The 14,421-nt window shown below is 73.5% G+C and carries 14 protein-coding genes and 1 pseudogene; 7 read left to right on the top strand and 8 right to left on the bottom strand.

All coding sequences use genetic code 11. The features are described 5' to 3' along the window. Positions 1 to 18 precede the first annotated feature (18 nt). Positions 19 to 747: a winged helix-turn-helix domain-containing protein gene (locus tag ABZW30_RS00265; protein WP_355668765.1), complete on the bottom strand. Its 729-nt coding sequence runs from the start codon at positions 745 to 747 to the stop codon at positions 19 to 21. Positions 748 to 959: 212 nt separating this feature from the next. Between ABZW30_RS00265 and ABZW30_RS00260 the strand changes: the two genes are divergently transcribed. Beyond that, entirely contained in the window at positions 960 to 2,213 is a 1,254-nt protein-coding gene (locus ABZW30_RS00260) for a hypothetical protein (RefSeq protein ID WP_355668764.1), read from the top strand. Then, positions 2,210 to 2,983, top strand: a complete 774-nt coding sequence (locus ABZW30_RS00255) for an isocitrate lyase/phosphoenolpyruvate mutase family protein (RefSeq protein WP_355668763.1) — start codon at positions 2,210 to 2,212, stop codon at positions 2,981 to 2,983. Before ABZW30_RS00260 ends, ABZW30_RS00255 begins: the two co-directional genes overlap by 4 nt. A 108-nt stretch (positions 2,984 to 3,091) precedes the next feature. Here ABZW30_RS00255 and ABZW30_RS00250 read toward each other — a convergent pair whose 3' ends face one another. After that, the gene (locus ABZW30_RS00250) at positions 3,092 to 3,877 is read right to left on the bottom strand and encodes a TetR/AcrR family transcriptional regulator C-terminal domain-containing protein (RefSeq protein WP_355668762.1); all 786 of its coding nucleotides are present in this window, start codon (positions 3,875 to 3,877) and stop codon (positions 3,092 to 3,094) included. A 228-nt stretch (positions 3,878 to 4,105) separates the two neighbouring features. On the opposite strand from ABZW30_RS00250, the gene ABZW30_RS00245 reads away from it, so the two are divergent. Both ABZW30_RS00245 and ABZW30_RS00240 read left to right on the top strand, forming a co-directional pair. After that, positions 4,106 to 5,644 (top strand): MFS transporter, encoded by a 1,539-nt coding sequence (locus tag ABZW30_RS00245; RefSeq protein WP_355668761.1) that lies wholly within the window; start codon positions 4,106 to 4,108, stop codon positions 5,642 to 5,644. 122 nt (positions 5,645 to 5,766) lie between these two features. Then, positions 5,767 to 6,441: pseudogene (locus tag ABZW30_RS00240) on the top strand (helix-turn-helix domain-containing protein); the annotation flags it as partial. Positions 6,442 to 6,473: 32 nt separating this feature from the next. On the opposite strand, the gene ABZW30_RS00235 reads toward ABZW30_RS00240, so the two are convergent. Continuing rightward, complete coding sequence (locus ABZW30_RS00235; RefSeq protein WP_355668760.1) at positions 6,474 to 6,881, bottom strand: VOC family protein; 408 nt, start codon at positions 6,879 to 6,881, stop codon at positions 6,474 to 6,476. 95 nt (positions 6,882 to 6,976) lie between these two features. Here ABZW30_RS00235 and ABZW30_RS00230 point away from each other — a divergent pair, with 95 nt between their 5' ends. Both ABZW30_RS00230 and ABZW30_RS00225 read left to right on the top strand, forming a co-directional pair. Beyond that, a complete protein-coding gene (locus ABZW30_RS00230) occupies positions 6,977 to 7,516 on the top strand; it encodes a GrpB family protein (RefSeq protein WP_355668759.1) in 540 nt (179 codons plus the stop codon). An 82-nt stretch (positions 7,517 to 7,598) separates the two neighbouring features. Further along, on the top strand, positions 7,599 to 8,540 hold the full coding sequence (locus ABZW30_RS00225; protein ID WP_355668758.1) for a molybdopterin-dependent oxidoreductase: 942 nt from the start codon (positions 7,599 to 7,601) through the stop codon (positions 8,538 to 8,540). A gap of 68 nt (positions 8,541 to 8,608) precedes the next feature. Here the strand turns inward: ABZW30_RS00225 and ABZW30_RS00220 are convergent, their stop codons facing one another. From ABZW30_RS00220 to ABZW30_RS00200, 5 genes are all read right to left on the bottom strand, one after another. Continuing rightward, positions 8,609 to 9,061, bottom strand: a complete 453-nt coding sequence (locus tag ABZW30_RS00220) for a hypothetical protein (RefSeq protein ID WP_355668757.1) — start codon at positions 9,059 to 9,061, stop codon at positions 8,609 to 8,611. Positions 9,062 to 9,265: 204 nt separating this feature from the next. Then, positions 9,266 to 9,886 (bottom strand): helix-turn-helix domain-containing protein, encoded by a 621-nt coding sequence (locus ABZW30_RS00215; protein WP_355668756.1) that lies wholly within the window; start codon positions 9,884 to 9,886, stop codon positions 9,266 to 9,268. After that, positions 9,883 to 11,391 carry an MFS transporter gene (locus ABZW30_RS00210; RefSeq protein WP_355668755.1) on the bottom strand — a complete coding sequence of 503 codons (1,509 nt, stop codon included), beginning with the start codon at positions 11,389 to 11,391 and terminating at the stop codon, positions 9,883 to 9,885. Before ABZW30_RS00210 ends, ABZW30_RS00215 begins: the two co-directional genes overlap by 4 nt. Positions 11,392 to 11,740: 349 nt before the next feature. Continuing rightward, positions 11,741 to 12,424: a hypothetical protein gene (locus ABZW30_RS00205; protein WP_355668754.1), complete on the bottom strand. Its 684-nt coding sequence runs from the start codon at positions 12,422 to 12,424 to the stop codon at positions 11,741 to 11,743. Positions 12,425 to 12,478: 54 nt separating this feature from the next. Continuing rightward, the gene (locus tag ABZW30_RS00200; RefSeq protein ID WP_355668753.1) at positions 12,479 to 12,625 is read right to left on the bottom strand and encodes a hypothetical protein; all 147 of its coding nucleotides are present in this window, start codon (positions 12,623 to 12,625) and stop codon (positions 12,479 to 12,481) included. A 507-nt stretch (positions 12,626 to 13,132) separates the two neighbouring features. Here ABZW30_RS00200 and ABZW30_RS00195 point away from each other — a divergent pair. Next, positions 13,133 to 14,395 (top strand): IS21 family transposase, encoded by a 1,263-nt coding sequence (locus ABZW30_RS00195; protein WP_355668752.1) that lies wholly within the window; start codon positions 13,133 to 13,135, stop codon positions 14,393 to 14,395. The last annotated feature ends 26 nt before the right edge of the window (positions 14,396 to 14,421 follow it).

Below are 14,421 nucleotides of genomic sequence, written 5' to 3'. Positions count from 1 at the left end.
GGGACACGATGAGCGGGCTCAGGACACCTCGACGGACACCTCGACGCCGAGGAGTTCGCGCAGCGCCCGGCAGCCGTCCGGGGTGACCCGCAGGGCCCGGCCGGAGCCGATCCGCTCCACCCAGGCGCGGTCCAGGAGGGTGCGGCAGAGTGCCGCGCCCAGCGCACCGCCGAGGTGGCTGCGGCGCTCCGTCCAGTCCAGGCAGCTGCGCACCACCGGGCGCGCGCCGGGGCGGCCGGCGCGCGGCGGCAGCTCGATCGCCTGCGCGGCCAGCCAGGCGTGGCCGCGCTCGGTGACGGCGAGTCCGGCGTCGTCGCTGACCAGGCCGCGGTCGAGCAGCGCGTCGGCGACGGCCACTCCGAGGCGGCCGGCCAGGTGGTCGTAGCAGGTCCGGGCGCGGGCCTCGGCGCTCTGCCGGGTGGCCTCACGGAGGGTGGTGGGTGCCCGGTCGGGCTTGCCGCCGGCCTCGGCGAAGACGGTGAGGTCCTCGATCAGGGTGGCGACGGCCGGGCCGGCCAGCCGGACGTACCGGTGCCGGCCCTGCCGTTCCTCGGCCAGCAGGCCGCCCGCGATCAGCCGGGACAGGTGCTCGCTGGCCGTGGAGGGCGCGACGCCCGCCGACCGGGCCAGCTCGCCGGCGGTCCAGGCGCGGCCGTCGAGCAGTGCGGAGCAGAACTCGGCGCGGGTGGGGTCGGCGAGCAGGGCGGCGAGGGCGGCGAGCGAGGAGCCCCGGTGGTCCAGTGGCATGCGTCCATGGTCGGGCATGCCGCCATGGTCGCCCCGGCACAGTTCGGCCGGGACCGAAACGAGTCGGGGCCACGATGGCGGCATGAGTGAGCGAAGCGAGGCGGGCGCATGAGTGAGCGAAGCATGGGGGTCCCCCCGGCCGAAGGCTGGGGGAGAGTCGTCGAGAGGTGCGTGTGGGCGAATGCCCCTGCTGAGCGAAGCGAGGCGGGCGCATGAGTGACCCGACGGAGGTCCGACTCCACTTCTCCCGGTACGAGGACGTGATCGCGGCCCTGGCCGACCCGGCGCTGGTCCCACCGCCCGCGACGCCCGGCCGGTACGGCACGGTGGCCTGGCTGCGGGCCGCAGTCGCCCGGTTCAGCGCGGGTGAGCCGCACGCCCGGCGGCGGGCGCTGGTGCTGGCCGACCTGGAGCGGCTGGACCCGGCTGTGCTGCGGGTCGCGGCGGCGGGCGGCTACGGGACGGACGTCCGGTTGCGGGTGGTCCGGGTGCTGGCGGCGGCGCTCGGGCTGGCCGAGCCGGAGGCCGTCGCGCGGGACGTGAAGGCGGTGTCCCGGGCGTACTTCGAGCCGGCGCCGGACGACCCGGAGGCCGATGCGGCGGTGGCCCGGCTGCTGCCCGCGATGGGGGACGCCGACGAGGAGACGGCGGCGAACCGGATCGGCCTGCTCGTGCAGGCCTGCCACGCCACGGCCACCCTGGTCGAGCATGCCCGGCGGCATCCCGACGGCCTGGTCGGCGCCCTGCGGGAGGACTCTCCGATACGGGTGATGCGCCGGTTCGCCGCCCGGGCGACCGAGGTCGGCGGGGTCGCCGTACCCGCCGGGGCGCAGGTGCTGCTGGACGTCGCAGTCGCCCGGCAGCCGGGCCGCGAGTCGCTGGCCTTCGGCGCCGAGCCCCGGCTCTGTCCGGGCCGCGCGCACGCGCTGGTCCTCGCCGAGGGCATCCTGTACGGCGCCTCGGACCCGGCGGATGCCTCCGTGCCGTCCTCGCGGGACATCGGCAAGGCCGAACTCGCCGCACTGGTGCCGGAGATGGTGGATCACGTGCTCGATCTCGCCGCGACCTGGACGGCCTGGGACGGCCGCCCGATCGTCAATGCCGACGGCCGGACCTACACCCCGCACAAGGCGGTTCGCCGGGTCGCCGATCATCTCCTCGACCACCTGGCCGAGTGGGATGCCCGTTTGGCCGGCCAGCCGACCGAGCCCGATCACTGGCACGCCTCCAACGTCACCACCCCGGCCGACCTCGCGCCGTTCACCGCCGCCGACCTGGACGAGGCCCGCAGCCGGCTCGTCCGGCTCGGGCGGATCTGGGCCCAGCGGGTCGCCGCGCTGTCGGATGGGCACCTGGACGACTCGCCGGGTCGGGGCTGGAGCTTCCGTCAGATCGTCTGTCACCTGGCCGGGTCCGGTTACTACGCCGACTCGGTCGGGAAGTTGGCCCCGGAGGTGGCCCGATGACCCCGTTCGCCGCACTGCACCACCGTCCCGGCCGCCCGCTGCTGCTCCCGAACGCCTGGGACCACGCCTCGGCCGTAGCCCTCGCCGCCGAGGGCTACTCGGCGATCGGCACCACCAGCCTGGGCGTGGCGGCCGCCGCCGGGCTGCCCGACGGCGCCGCCGCCACCCGGGCGGAGACCGTACGGCTGGCCCGCCGGCTCGGGCGGGACGACTTCCTGCTCAGCGTCGACGTGGAGTCCGGCTTCACCGATGACCCGGACGAAGTGGCCGCGCTGGCCGTGGAGTTGGTGCAGGCCGGAGTGGCCGGCATCAACTTGGAGGACGGTCGGGCGGACGGCACGCTGGCGCCGGCCGCCGTTCACGCGGCGAAGGTCGCGGCGGTGAAGGCGGCGGTGCCGGAGCTGTTCGTGAACGCCCGCACCGACACCTACTGGTGCGGGCACGAGGACCCGGAGCCGGAGGCCGTCCGGCGGCTGGAGCACTACCAACAGGCGGGCGCGGACGGGGTGTTCGTCCCCGGTCTGGTCGAACCGGCGGCGATCGCCCGGCTGGTCGGGAGGGTCGCCGTCCCGCTCAACATCCTGCTGACGCCGACCGGCCCGGGCCTCGCCGAGCTGGCCGAGCTCGGGGTGGCCCGGGTCAGTCTGGGCTCGCTGCTGTACCGTGCGGCGCTGGCGGCGGCGGTGGCCACGGCGGCCGCCGTCGCCTCGGGCGGAGCGGTCGGTCCGGTGCCGGGGTACGCCGATGTGCAGGCGCTGAGCGGGAGTTGAGTGCTGCTCGGCGGTGATCGGCGTTGCTCGGTGGTGGCCGGCGGTGATCGGCGGCGATCGACGGCCCGGGCGTTCGCGGTGCACCCGCCCGGGCCGTGGTGGTGGAGCTCAGCCCTTGCCCTGTGCCGCCCGGGTCGCCTCGATGCCGTCCAGGATCACCCCGACGCCACGGATGAAGCTGTTGTCCCGGCTGCCCTCGTTGACCTCCTGCTGCACCTGGGTGGCGTACAGCCGGTGCAGTCGAGGATGGCTCTTGGTGGCCTCCAGGACGGCGGGCAGCAGCTGTTCCATCCACACCCGCTCGTCCTGGCCGCTCTTGGTCAGCGCGCTCAGCCAGGCGGCCTCCACACAGGCGGTCCCGATGGTGTAGCCCATGACCGCGCTCATCGCTTCGTTGGCCTCGACGAGTTCGAAACCGGCGGTCTCCATCAGGGCCAGGAGGGACTCGGAGAGCCGCATCCAGTTGGGGCCGAGGTAGACCATCCCGACGTCGCCGATCACCGAGACCATCCACGGGTGGCGCATGATGGCCGCCCGCATGTTGTCGGCGCAGCCGACGACGGCCGCGCGCCAGACCGCGGGGTCCTCGGCGCCTTCGGCCGTCGGCATCGGGAGCTCGCCGAAGACCTGGTCGACGACCAGAGCGAGCAGTTCGTCCTTGTTGGCGACGTGGGTGTAGAGCGAGGTGGCGCCGGCGTTGAGGCGGGCGCCGAGCTTGCGCATGCTCAGCGCCTCGATGCCGTCGGAGTCCAGCAGTGCGAGCGCCTCGGTGACGATCTGCTCGCGGCTGAGGGCGGGCTGGTCCCGCCGTCGCGGCGGGCGGTTCCACGGCGACTGGAAGCCGGCCGGGTCCGGTCGACCGTCCGACGATGTGTCCTCTGACCTGGCCGCCATCGGCCCTCCTCGCTCTCGGTCCGGGTTCTTCCGATTCAGCATAAGCCGCGCCGCACGCTGTACGGCGTTGCGAACACTGTACGGCGACCGTACAGTGTTCGGCGTGGCGCACGCCGTACGGCTGGGGACGGCGGACGGTGTGCCCACGCGGACTTCCGCGCGGCTGTCGCCGATGCGGGGACTTGTGCGCGGCTGCGGTCGGCGCGCCGATACCGAAGGGGGATCGCGGTGGATCGTCACCCGCGTCGCTGGCTCATCCTGGTCGTGCTCTGTCTCAGCAGCCTGGTGCTGGTGATCGACAACATGGTGCTCACGGTGTCCATCCCGCCGATCGCGGAGGACCTCAAGGCCGGGGCGCAGGACATCCAGTGGATCATCGACTCGTACATCCTGGTCTTCGCCGGGCTGCTGCTGACCTCGGGCAGCCTCTCCGACCGCTTCGGACGGCGAAAAGTGATGATCACCGGCTTGGCGCTGTTCGGTGCGGCCTCACTGGTCGCGGCGGTCGCCGCCAGCCCCGGCCAGCTGATCGCCGGACGCGTCCTGATGGGCGTCGGCGGCGCGCTGGTCATGCCCAGCACGCTGTCCATCCTGATCACCGTCTTCGACAACGAGGAGCGGCCCAAGGCGATCGCCGCCTGGAGCGCGGTGGCCATGGTCGGCCTGGTCGGCGGCCCGGCGCTGGGCGGCGCGCTGATCGCGCACTTCTGGTGGGGCGCGGTGTTCCTGATCAACGTGCCGGTGGCGGCGGTGGCGATCGTCGCGGCGGTCGTGCTGATGCCGGAGTCCAAGGGGCCGTGGCGCCGGCCCGACCTCCCCGGGATGCTGCTCTCGATGGTCGGCATGACGGCCCTGGTCTGGTCGATCATCGTGCTGCCCCGGGACGGCTTCACCGACCCCGACACCCTCGGCTCGCTCGCCGTCGCGGTCGCCGCGCTGACCGGCTTCGGCGTCCGTCAGGTCCGCACCGACTCGCCGATGGTCCCGCTCGGGCTGTTCCGCAACCGGGTCTTCACCGGCGCCAGCTTCTCGCTGGTCCTGCTGACCTTCGCCACCGGCGGCCTGATGCTGGTGCTCACCCAGTACCTGCAGTTCGTCCTGGAGTTCTCGCCCACCGACACCGGCCTGGCCTTCATCCCGCTGGCCATCGCCTCGCTCGCCTTCAACGCGATCGGCGCGGCGCTCGGCAAGAAGCTCCAGCCGCGGGTGCTGACCTCGATCGGCATGGTGATCATCGCGGGCGGCTTCGCCCTGCTGGCCACCCTGTCGGTCGACGACGGCTTCACCAAGGTCGCCCTGGCCATGCTGGTGCTGGGCATCGGCTCCGGCCTCGGCATGCCGGCCGCCGCCAACGCCCTGATGGGCTCCATCCCCGGCGAGCACGCGGGCGTCGGCTCCGCGCTCAACGACACCATCCAGCAGTCCGGCGCCGCGCTCGGCGTGGCCGTCCTCGGCACCGTGCTGTCCAGCACCTACACCGACTCGATGCCGACCGGCGCCCCGGCCTCCGCCCGGCACGCCATCACCGATGCGCTCGCCCTCTCCGCCACCACCGGTGACGGAGCCCTGGCGAGCGCGGCCCGCGAGGCCTTCAACACCGCGACCTCGACCACCTTCACGGCCGGCGGCTTCGCCGTCCTGGCGGCCGCGGCGCTGACCCTGGTGCTGATGCGCGACCGCGGCGAGGGCGGTCGGACGGCTGGGCAGGAGACCGGCCAGGAGACCACCGCCGAGTCCGCCGAGCCCGCCGTCGAGGCGGTGGGCTGAGCCCCCACCGGCGGCACCACCCACCGGCCCCGGCTGCGACGTGCAGCCGGGGCCGGTGGGCTGTCCGGGGCCGTCGGTCCACCCGGGGCCCGGCGGTCTGTCCGGGGCGTAGCCTTCGAGGCATGTCCACCGACTACGCGGAGCGCGCGTCCCGGCTGCCCGGGGCGGTGGTGTGGACGAAGGGCGCCGACCGTACCGGCGGTGGCGCGGGCGGTCCGGTGCTGCCGGACGGGTGCATGGACCTGCTGTGGACGGAGGGCCGGCTGCTGGTCGCCGGTCCCGACACCCGGGCGTTCCGGCCCGGGCCCGGGCTGCGCGGGCCGTGGGCGGGCGTCCGGTTCCGGCCCGGGGCCGCTCCGGCGCTGCTCGGGGTGCCGGCCTCCGAACTGCGCGACCGGCGGGTCGACCTGGCCGACCTGCGCCCCGACGGCGAGGTGCGGCGGCTGACCGAGCGGATCGACGCGGCGCCCGACCCGGCCGCCGCGCTGGAGCGGCTGGCACTGCGCCTGGCGGCCGCGGCCCAGCCGGAGGACCCGCTGGTCCGGGCGGTGGCCGACGCGCTCGCGGCGGGGCGGAGCGTCGCGGCGACGGCCGAGGCGGTCGGGCTCGGCGCCCGGCAGCTGCACCGCCGCTCGCTGGCCGCCTTCGGTTACGGCCCCAAGACGCTCGCCCGGATCCTGCGCCTGCAGCGTGCCCTCGGGCTGGCCCGCTCCGGCGTCCCGCTCGCCGAGGCGGCGGCCCGGACGGGCTACGCCGATCAGGCGCATCTGGCGCGCGAGGTACGGGAGTTGGCCGGGCAGTCGGTGACGTCGCTGCTGGGCTCCCAGGGCTACCGGGCCAGCGGCGCGAGCAGGTCGACCCCGTTGCCGTCCGGGTCGTGCACGGTCGCGTACCGCTGGCCCCAGAAGGCGTCCCAGGGCTTCAGCTCCCCGTGGTACCCGGCGCCGGTCAGCTCCTCGTAGACCGCGTCCACGTGCGCCGGGCTCTGGCAGCGGAACGCCAGCGCGGCCCGGCCGTTGCCGGTCGGCAGCCGCCAGCCGGGGTGGAAGGAGCGGACGGTGGACTCCGCGTCGAGCACCAGGAGCAGCCCGCCGGGCAGCTCGGCCTCGACGTGCGGCTCCTGCTCGGAGCTCTCGGGGAAGACGATCCCCAGCCGCCGGTAGAAGGCGACCGAGGCGGCCATGTCGGAGACGGCGAGGCCGAAGAAGGCGAGCTGCGGTGCGGGTGCGCTGTTCATGGTCGCCACGTTAGGCGGGGTGCGGGCGGGCGGTCTTGAAGGAATCGGACATCCGGTCCGGCCGACCCGGGCCGGTGGCCGCTACCCTCGCGGACGTGTCCACCGCGCCCGACCTCGACGAACCGGTCCACCTCGCCCCGTACGACCCGGCCTGGGCGGTCCGCGGCCGGGCCCTGGTGGAGCGGCTCAGCGCCGGGCTGGGGGAGCTCGGCCTGCACGCCGAGGTCGAGCACATCGGCTCGACCTCCGTCCCCGGCCTGGACGCCAAGCCGCTGCTCGACGTCCAGATCGGCTGTGCGGCCGGGGACGTCGACGCGGTGGTCGGGTACGTCCGTGGGCTCGGGTTCGAGCACCTGGGCGAGGCGGGCGTCCCGGGCCGGGAGTACCTGCGGCGGCGCTCGGAGCAGCCCGCCAACGTCCATGTGGTCGGGCTGCGTGGGCAGTTGTGGACCGACAACCTGCTGTTCCGCGACCACCTGCGGGGCCATCCGGAGGCGGCCGCCCGCTACGCCCGCGCCAAGCGGGACGCCGCTCTGGCTGCCGGGCGGCTGCTCGCCTACTCCGAGCACAAGGCCGCGACCGTGGCCGAACTCATGGCGCAGGCGCAGGCGCGGGCGCGGGCCTTCAGGGCCTGAGCGGCGGCTGGAAAGGCCCGCTGTCAGTCGCTCCTTGTACTGTCGATCGTGGAACAGTGGTCACTGCACGGGGGTGTGACGAATGATCAGGACAGACCCGGAGACACCGGACCTCTACCTCACTCCGGTCGAGGACGTCTTCATCCGCAACCATCTCGGACCGCACCCGCGGTTCGACCCCGACAGCTGGTCGCTCACCGTCGAGGGCCTGGTGGAGCGGCCCCTGCGGCTGGACTTCCGGACCTTCCAAGGCCTGCCGCAGACCCGCTTCACCGCCGTCCACGAGTGCTTCGGCAACCCGCTGCGCCCCGAGGTGCCGACCCGTGCCGTCACCAACCTGGAGTGGGCCGGCGTCCCCCTCGCCGCCGTGCTGGAGCTGGCCGGCCCGCGCCCGGAGGCCCGGCACGTCTGGCTGGAGGGCGCCGACCGCGGCGACTTCGCCGGGGAGAGCGGCGTGGGCTACCTCAAGGACCTGCCGCTCGATCAGGCGGGCGCCGAGGTCGTCCTCACGCACACCATGAACGGCGAACCGCTGCGCCCCGACCACGGCTACCCGGTGCGCGCCGTGGCGCCCCGGATGTTCGGCACCAACTCGGTCAAGTGGCTGACCCGGATCGTGCTGGCCGCCGAGCGCCCCGAGCACCTCTTCACCACCCGGCTGTACACCCGCGTCCTGCCCGGCGAGAGGGAGTCCCGGCCGGCCCGCGAGAAGGACGTCAGCAGCAAGCTGCTCACCCCGCGGGACGGGCGGCACGTCCCGGTCGGAGTCTGTGAACTGGCGGGCTACGCCTGGAGTTCCACCGAGGTGGCGGCCGTCGAGGTCGCCGTGGACGACGCCGACTGGCAGCCCGCCGAGCTGGACCGGCGCGGTCCGGACCCCAGCTGGCAGCGCTTCCGGTTCCGGTACGACCTCGCTCCGGGCCCGCACCGCATCCGCTGCCGGGCCACCGACTCGGCCGGGCGGGTCCAGCCGCTCACCGGCGACCGGAACGCCGTCCATGAGATAACCGTCGTCGCCGGGTGACCGGTGCCGGTGCCGGTGCCGGTGCCGGGCGACGGGCGCAGGGCGCCGGGCGACGGGCGTCGCCGAGGTCAGCGGGCGACCGGCTGGGCGGTGATCGCCGGGCGGACCTTGGTGAGCATCAGGTCGAGGAACTGGTCGGGGTGGCGGAAGCTCGCGAAGTGGCTGGCGTTCCGGATCAGGGCGAACTCCTTGACCGGCGCGGTGACCTCGTCGAAGAAGCGCTCGGCCGGCTGCGGCGGGGTGAGGACGTCGCCGTCACCCTGGAAGACGAAGAACGGGATCCGGAACTCCGTCCCCTCGGCCCGCTCGTCGAAGGTCGCGGCCTCCAGCTGGAGGCGCTCGGAGAACTCCATGGCCTTCATGTACGACCGCAGGCCGCGCAGCGTGTGCAGGGGTGAGAACCAGAGCGAGCGCACCACGACGGTCTTCATGGTGTCGAAGGAGAGCGGGTCGGTGGTGAGGACCAGCTTGTCGTACTCGCCGACGTCCTTGGTGGTCCACGTGGACCGGTCGGCGCCCATCGCCAGGACGGCGGCCAGCTGCGGGTGACGATGTCGACCGGATCGGGCCCCGGCACGGCGACCGGGAGCAGTGAGGCCAGGACGAAGCCGGCGAGCGAGGTCATCCCCGGTCCAGCGCCATCGCTCGCCGCCGAGCTGGTCACCCGCCTCGCCGCGGTCTGGGCGGCCCCGCCGCGCACGGGGAACCGGTGAGGCCGACCTCCGCTACCGGGTCGGGCGGCTGGCGGCCAGGAGGTCGTGGAGGAGCGGGAGCAGTTCCCCGGGTTCGGCCTTGGCGAGTTCGCCGAAGGCGCCGCTGGAGCGGGCCAGGATGATTCCGGCGAAGGCGGCCGCCGCGAGTTCGGCGCGCAGCTGGGGGCGGTCCACGTCCTCGGCCGCGAAGCGGTCGTGCAGGGGCTGCACCAGGCGCTCGTGGAGGTAGGTGCGGGCGGCCTGCTGGACCTCGGTGTTGTCGCCGGGCAGGACCGCGGCCTGGAAGGAGGGGCCGGGGCCGCGGCGGGTGAGCCGCTCCACCAGGGTGCGCAGGCGGTCCTCGTCCAGCAGGTCGGCGGGTGCCGAGTCGCCCAACTCCATGCGTACGGTGGCCAGGTAGAGCTGGGTCTTGCCGCCGAAGTAGCGGGCGATCAGTGCCGGGTCCACGCCGGCCCGGTCGCCGATCTCCCGGATGGTGGTGCGCTCGAAGCCGCGGTCGGCGAAGAGTTCGAGCGCCGCCCGGATCAGGAGCTCCCGGCTGCGGGCGGCGTCCCGGCGCCGGGGGGCCGCGGGTTCCGGCCGTCCGCTGTCCGCGGCGGTGGTCCCGTCGGCCCCGGGGGTCGCGTCGGTCACCGCTCGGCCCCGGCCCGCAGCGCGGGCACCTCGGCCTCGCCGGCCACGCCGTCGGCGATGCTCTCTTCCACCATCAGCTCCTCGTCCACGCGCGCACCCCTGCGGGCGGCGGTCGCGGCACTGAGCCGCGGCAGGACGATCGTAGTCAGGCCGATCACCACCCACACCGCACAGCCGATCAGCGCGGCGTCCCGGTAGCCGCTGTCCGCGGGCAGCAGCTGTCCCGGCGCGGTGCGCGCCTGGAGCACGGCACCGCACAGCGCGCTGCCGGTGGAGTAGCCGACGGTGCGCAGGAGTTGGTTGAAGCTGACCGCGCTGCCCACCTCGTCGGCGGGCACCGCGTTGACGATCAGCCCCGGCATCACGGCGAAGGTGCAGCCGACGCCGAGTCCGGCGATCCCCATCACCACCAGGAGCTCCCACAGGTGGGCGCGGGCGAACAGGAAGAACAGCATCGAGGCCAGCGAGACCGCGCAGCCCAGCGGCAGCACCAGGGCGGACGAGGTGCGCCGGGTGAGGCCCGGGACCACCTTGCTGGACAGCAGGCTGACCGCCGAGAACGGCAGCAGCACCAGGCCGGCGACGACGACCGAGGCGCCCAGGCCGTAGCCGGTGCTGACCGGGGTCTGGACGTAGCGGATCACCAGCGACATCAGCAGGTACATCCCGACGCCCGCGACCAGTCCGGCCACGTCCGCGGTCAGCACCACGGGGTTGGCCAGGCTGCGCAGCTCCACCAGCGGGTGGGCGGTGCGCAGTTCGTGCCGGATCCAGCCGACCAGCAACAGCAGGGACACTCCCGCCATCGTCCACAGTCGGGCGCTGCCCCAGCCCCAGGTCTCGCCCTCGCTGAGCACCAGCAGCAGTCCGACCAGCGCCAGCCCGAGCAGCACCGCGCCGAGCGCGTCCAGCGGGCGCCGCTCGCGGCCCGTCGTCGGGGGCAGTACCAGGGCGGCCAGCACCAGGGCCAGAGCGCTGATCACGGCGCCGAACCAGAATCCGGCGTGGATGCCGAAGGACTGGGCGATCAGGCCGGTGATCGGGTAGCCGAGGCCGACGCCGGCGACGGTGGTGATGGAGAGGAGCGCGACCGCCGAGCGGGAGGCCGCGGCGGGCAGGGCGTCCCGGGCGGTGGCGATGGCCAGCGGGGTCAGTCCGACCCCGACGCCCTGCAGCGCCCGACCCGCGACCAGCCAGCCGAAGCCGAGCGGCAGCGCGGCCAGCACACTGCCGAGCACCACCATGGCGGCGGCGGTGAGGGTGACCGTACGCCGGGCCGGCCCGTCGCCCAGGCGGCCGAGCACCGGGGTGGCGACCGCCCCGACCAGCATGGTGATGGTCAGTGACCACTGCGCCTCGGCGAGCGACACGTGGTCGACGGCCGCGATGGTCGGGATCATCGGCGCACCGAGGCTGCTGATCACCGCCACCACGGCACTGAGGAACACCAGCACGGGCACCAGGGCCCGCTCACGTCGCGTCGACAGGCCCGTAGGGGTCTCCATGGACGCGCCCTCCCTTGTCGGAGATCGGGTGTCCGACGACTGTCATCATGCGATGTCATCAGACGATGTCATCGCATGATGACATACTCGACCCGCCGGACAGAAGCCCGTATCGACAGGGGGCCGTTGCAGCCGCGCCGGGAACTGGGTCCGGGGACTGAGTCCGGGGACTGGGGCGGGGGAACGACGAGGGCCCCGACCGCAACCCGGTCGGAGCCCTCCAGAGTGCGCAGACGCCCCGAGGGCGCGGTCGGCGGCCCGACGGCCCGGGTGGTCTTCGTGGCTGGTCGGTGTCATGGGCGCGCGACGACGGCTGAGCGGGCCGACGGGGACGGGCCTTCGGCCGGGCTCAGCGCCTCCGCCGTCGCGACACCCGGTGGGTGGTGTGCCGGGGCGATGGGCGGCGGGGACGAGAGGTCGCTGCGATCTGCCGCACCAACTGGTGCAGACAGACGGCCGAGGTGATCGGCGGCAGGCCCGCGACGACGATGTCGAGCGGATCGAGGGACGTCCGGTACACCTCGAAGGAGCACAGCCCCGTCGCGATGCCGGAGAAGACGACCACCACGACCCAGGCGTGCACCAGCCTGCGTGATTCCAGTGTGCTGCGCAGCGTCGAGAGGCTGCCCACCAGCCACGGCCCGTAGATGATCACCGGCCACAGGTAGTCCATTCCGTGCGGCACCCGGGGCCCGGCGAGGTCGCGCAGCGGGGCGTAGCAGAGCAGCCAGTCCAGCACGCAGACGGCGGTGACCGTCACGGCCGTCAGCACCCCGAACAGCCTGCGGAAGATCAACGGCCACGGTGTCACCGGTTGTTCGCGGCGGTGCCGGACGGTGGGAGTGGGCTCCCTCATCGCCTGGTGCGGCACGGTGTCGAGCAGGGTGAGGTCGTCCAGCGACGCGTAGGCGTGGAGCGGCTCGGGCTGCCCGCTGTCCCAACTGACCCATCCCTCGGCGGTCGGGGCGCCGAGGACACTGCCCCCGGCCCCGGGCCAGACGGAGGACTCGCCCATCGGGTCGTACATCGCCAACTCCCAACTTTGTGCCGTCCGCTGCCTTGCTCGCCCGCCGCCGAGTCGCGCGGGTCAGCATTCGGCCGGGGTCGAGGAGCCGGCGCGGTGGGTGTGGCTCTCCTGGAGGTGGCGGATCGTGCGCAGGAAGTCGGCCAGCAGCCGGGAACAGTGCGCCAGGACGACGCGCTCCCCGTTGCGCGACAGGTAGCCGCACTGCACGTCTCCCGCAGCATTTCGACGATCAGGCACAAATAGCCAGGTGCCGACGCTGCACACGGGGTCCCGGTCTGCCGGGGGCAAATTTTGCCATTGACGAATTACGCTCATACCCCGATCAACGACAGGGATGGCCCATCGAATGTCGGCAATCCGGGCGACCTTTAATAGCTCATTTCGGGCATGCTACATGGAATTCCCCGGGCGGTCCACCTGGCCTGCTGTATTAAAGATTTCGCATGGCGCTCGCGAAAATTCCCCACCATCGGAATGGTGGTCATATGTTCATAACTGGCCATACCTGCTTGATGATCCTCCCCGGATGGTGCGGCGGGGTGGCGCACGCGGAGGCCGCATCCTCCCCGCAATGCTCAACGAATCATTGGTGTAGACATCCTGCCCGCTTCGCATCTTCCGGATGCTCATGTAAGGTCTTTGGCTCGTTGGAGGGATCAGCCATCCACATGCACCCGGCATGATTTTTGAGTCGGTTTCGGCAAGGGGACTGGAATGCTCGCCAGAAAGGAATATCTGGAGATGCGGGAGCTGCATCTCCAGGGCTGGTCGATCTCGGCGATCGCCCGGCATCTGGGGCACGACCGCAAAACGGTACGGTCCTATCTCGGCGGCGGCCGGATCGCGGGCGTGCGCAGTGCGACGCCGGACGTGTTCCTGCTCTTCCTGCCCTACTGCCGGCAGCGGCTGGCCGACGACCCGCACCTCCTGGCGACCCGGCTGTTCGCGGAGGTGGTCGAGCTCGGCTACCCCGGTGCCTACTCCACCTTCACCCGGGCGCTGCGTCGGCACCTGCTGCGTCCGCCCTGTGCGCACTGCCCGCCCGGTGCGTACCCGGGCGGGCCGGTGGACGCGCTACGAGGCGGCCAGGAGATCCGGTTCGACTGGCTCCGGTTGCCCGCCCCGCCGGCGGGATGGGGGTGCGGTACCCACGCGCAGCTGCTGATCGGCACCCTCAGCACCTCCGGTCGCTGGCGCGGCGTGCTGAGCGACGGCGACGACCTTCCGCACCTGGTGGAGGCGATCGACCGGGTGCTGCGCCGGTTCGACGGCACCCCCGGATGCTGGCGGCTCGGCCGGACGCCGGTCGCGTGCACCGTCACGACCGGCCAGCCGAAGCCGGCCTTCGCCCAGGTGGCCCGCTACTACGGCGCGGCAGTCCAGCTCGGTCCGGCCGACCACGTCGACCCGCCGGGCGAGGCCCGGGAGGCGGTGCTGCGCGACTGGTGGCGCGGCGTCGCGCGTGACATCTGGCTGGCCGACGCCCAGGACGAGCTCGATCGGCTCGCACTGTGCCAGGACACCCAGGACACCCAGGACGACCATCGGCTGCCGGCCCTGCCGGCCACCCCGTTCCCCGCGCGATTGTTCACTCACCGGGTCGTCGGCCCGCAGGGGCTGGTGCCGTACCGAGACAGCTTCTACGCGGTCCAGCCCGACCTCGTCGGCGCGTTGGTGACGGTCCACCACCGACTGGACGAGCCGTACCTGTCGATCGCGACCCCCACGGGCGCGGTCATCGCCCGCCACCGGTTCGCGCCGCCCGGGTCGGCCCGAACCATGGCCGACGGTGCAGAAACGAACACTCTGGAGCGCCCGGCACGCCTGGAGCAGCCCCGGGTTCCGGCCTGCCGGGACGGCCGGGGGCGCAAGCCGCTCTCGCCGCAGGCCTTGGCCGAGGCGCAGGTGTTGCGCGGGGTCGACGGCGGACGCGCGGGGGTGGCGGACGCCGGCCCGGAGTCCGTGGCCGCCCATTGACCGCGGACCGCCGTTGTGTCCGGTGC

The organism is Kitasatospora sp. NPDC004669 (assembly GCF_040609455.1).
In the GTDB taxonomy this organism is placed as follows: domain Bacteria; phylum Actinomycetota; class Actinomycetes; order Streptomycetales; family Streptomycetaceae; genus Kitasatospora.
This window is presented reverse-complemented; position numbering and strand designations above follow the sequence as displayed.

What these genes read in the sequence shown, in the direction of transcription:
- ABZW30_RS00255 (WP_355668763.1), top strand. Translation starts at nt 2,210, where the DNA reads ATGACCCCGTTCGCCGCACTGCACCACCGTCCCGGCCGCCCGCTGCTG.
- ABZW30_RS00235 (WP_355668760.1), bottom strand. Translation starts at nt 6,881, where the DNA reads ATGAACAGCGCACCCGCACCGCAGCTCGCCTTCTTCGGCCTCGCCGTC.
- ABZW30_RS00220 (WP_355668757.1), bottom strand. Translation starts at nt 9,061, where the DNA reads ATGGGCGCCGACCGGTCCACGTGGACCACCAAGGACGTCGGCGAGTAC.
- ABZW30_RS00210 (WP_355668755.1), bottom strand. Translation starts at nt 11,391, where the DNA reads ATGGAGACCCCTACGGGCCTGTCGACGCGACGTGAGCGGGCCCTGGTG.
- ABZW30_RS00225 (WP_355668758.1), top strand. Translation starts at nt 7,599, where the DNA reads ATGATCAGGACAGACCCGGAGACACCGGACCTCTACCTCACTCCGGTC.
- ABZW30_RS00265 (WP_355668765.1), bottom strand. Translation starts at nt 747, where the DNA reads ATGCCACTGGACCACCGGGGCTCCTCGCTCGCCGCCCTCGCCGCCCTG.
- ABZW30_RS00260 (WP_355668764.1), top strand. Translation starts at nt 960, where the DNA reads ATGAGTGACCCGACGGAGGTCCGACTCCACTTCTCCCGGTACGAGGAC.
- ABZW30_RS00195 (WP_355668752.1), top strand. Translation starts at nt 13,133, where the DNA reads ATGCTCGCCAGAAAGGAATATCTGGAGATGCGGGAGCTGCATCTCCAG.
- ABZW30_RS00250 (WP_355668762.1), bottom strand. Translation starts at nt 3,877, where the DNA reads ATGGCGGCCAGGTCAGAGGACACATCGTCGGACGGTCGACCGGACCCG.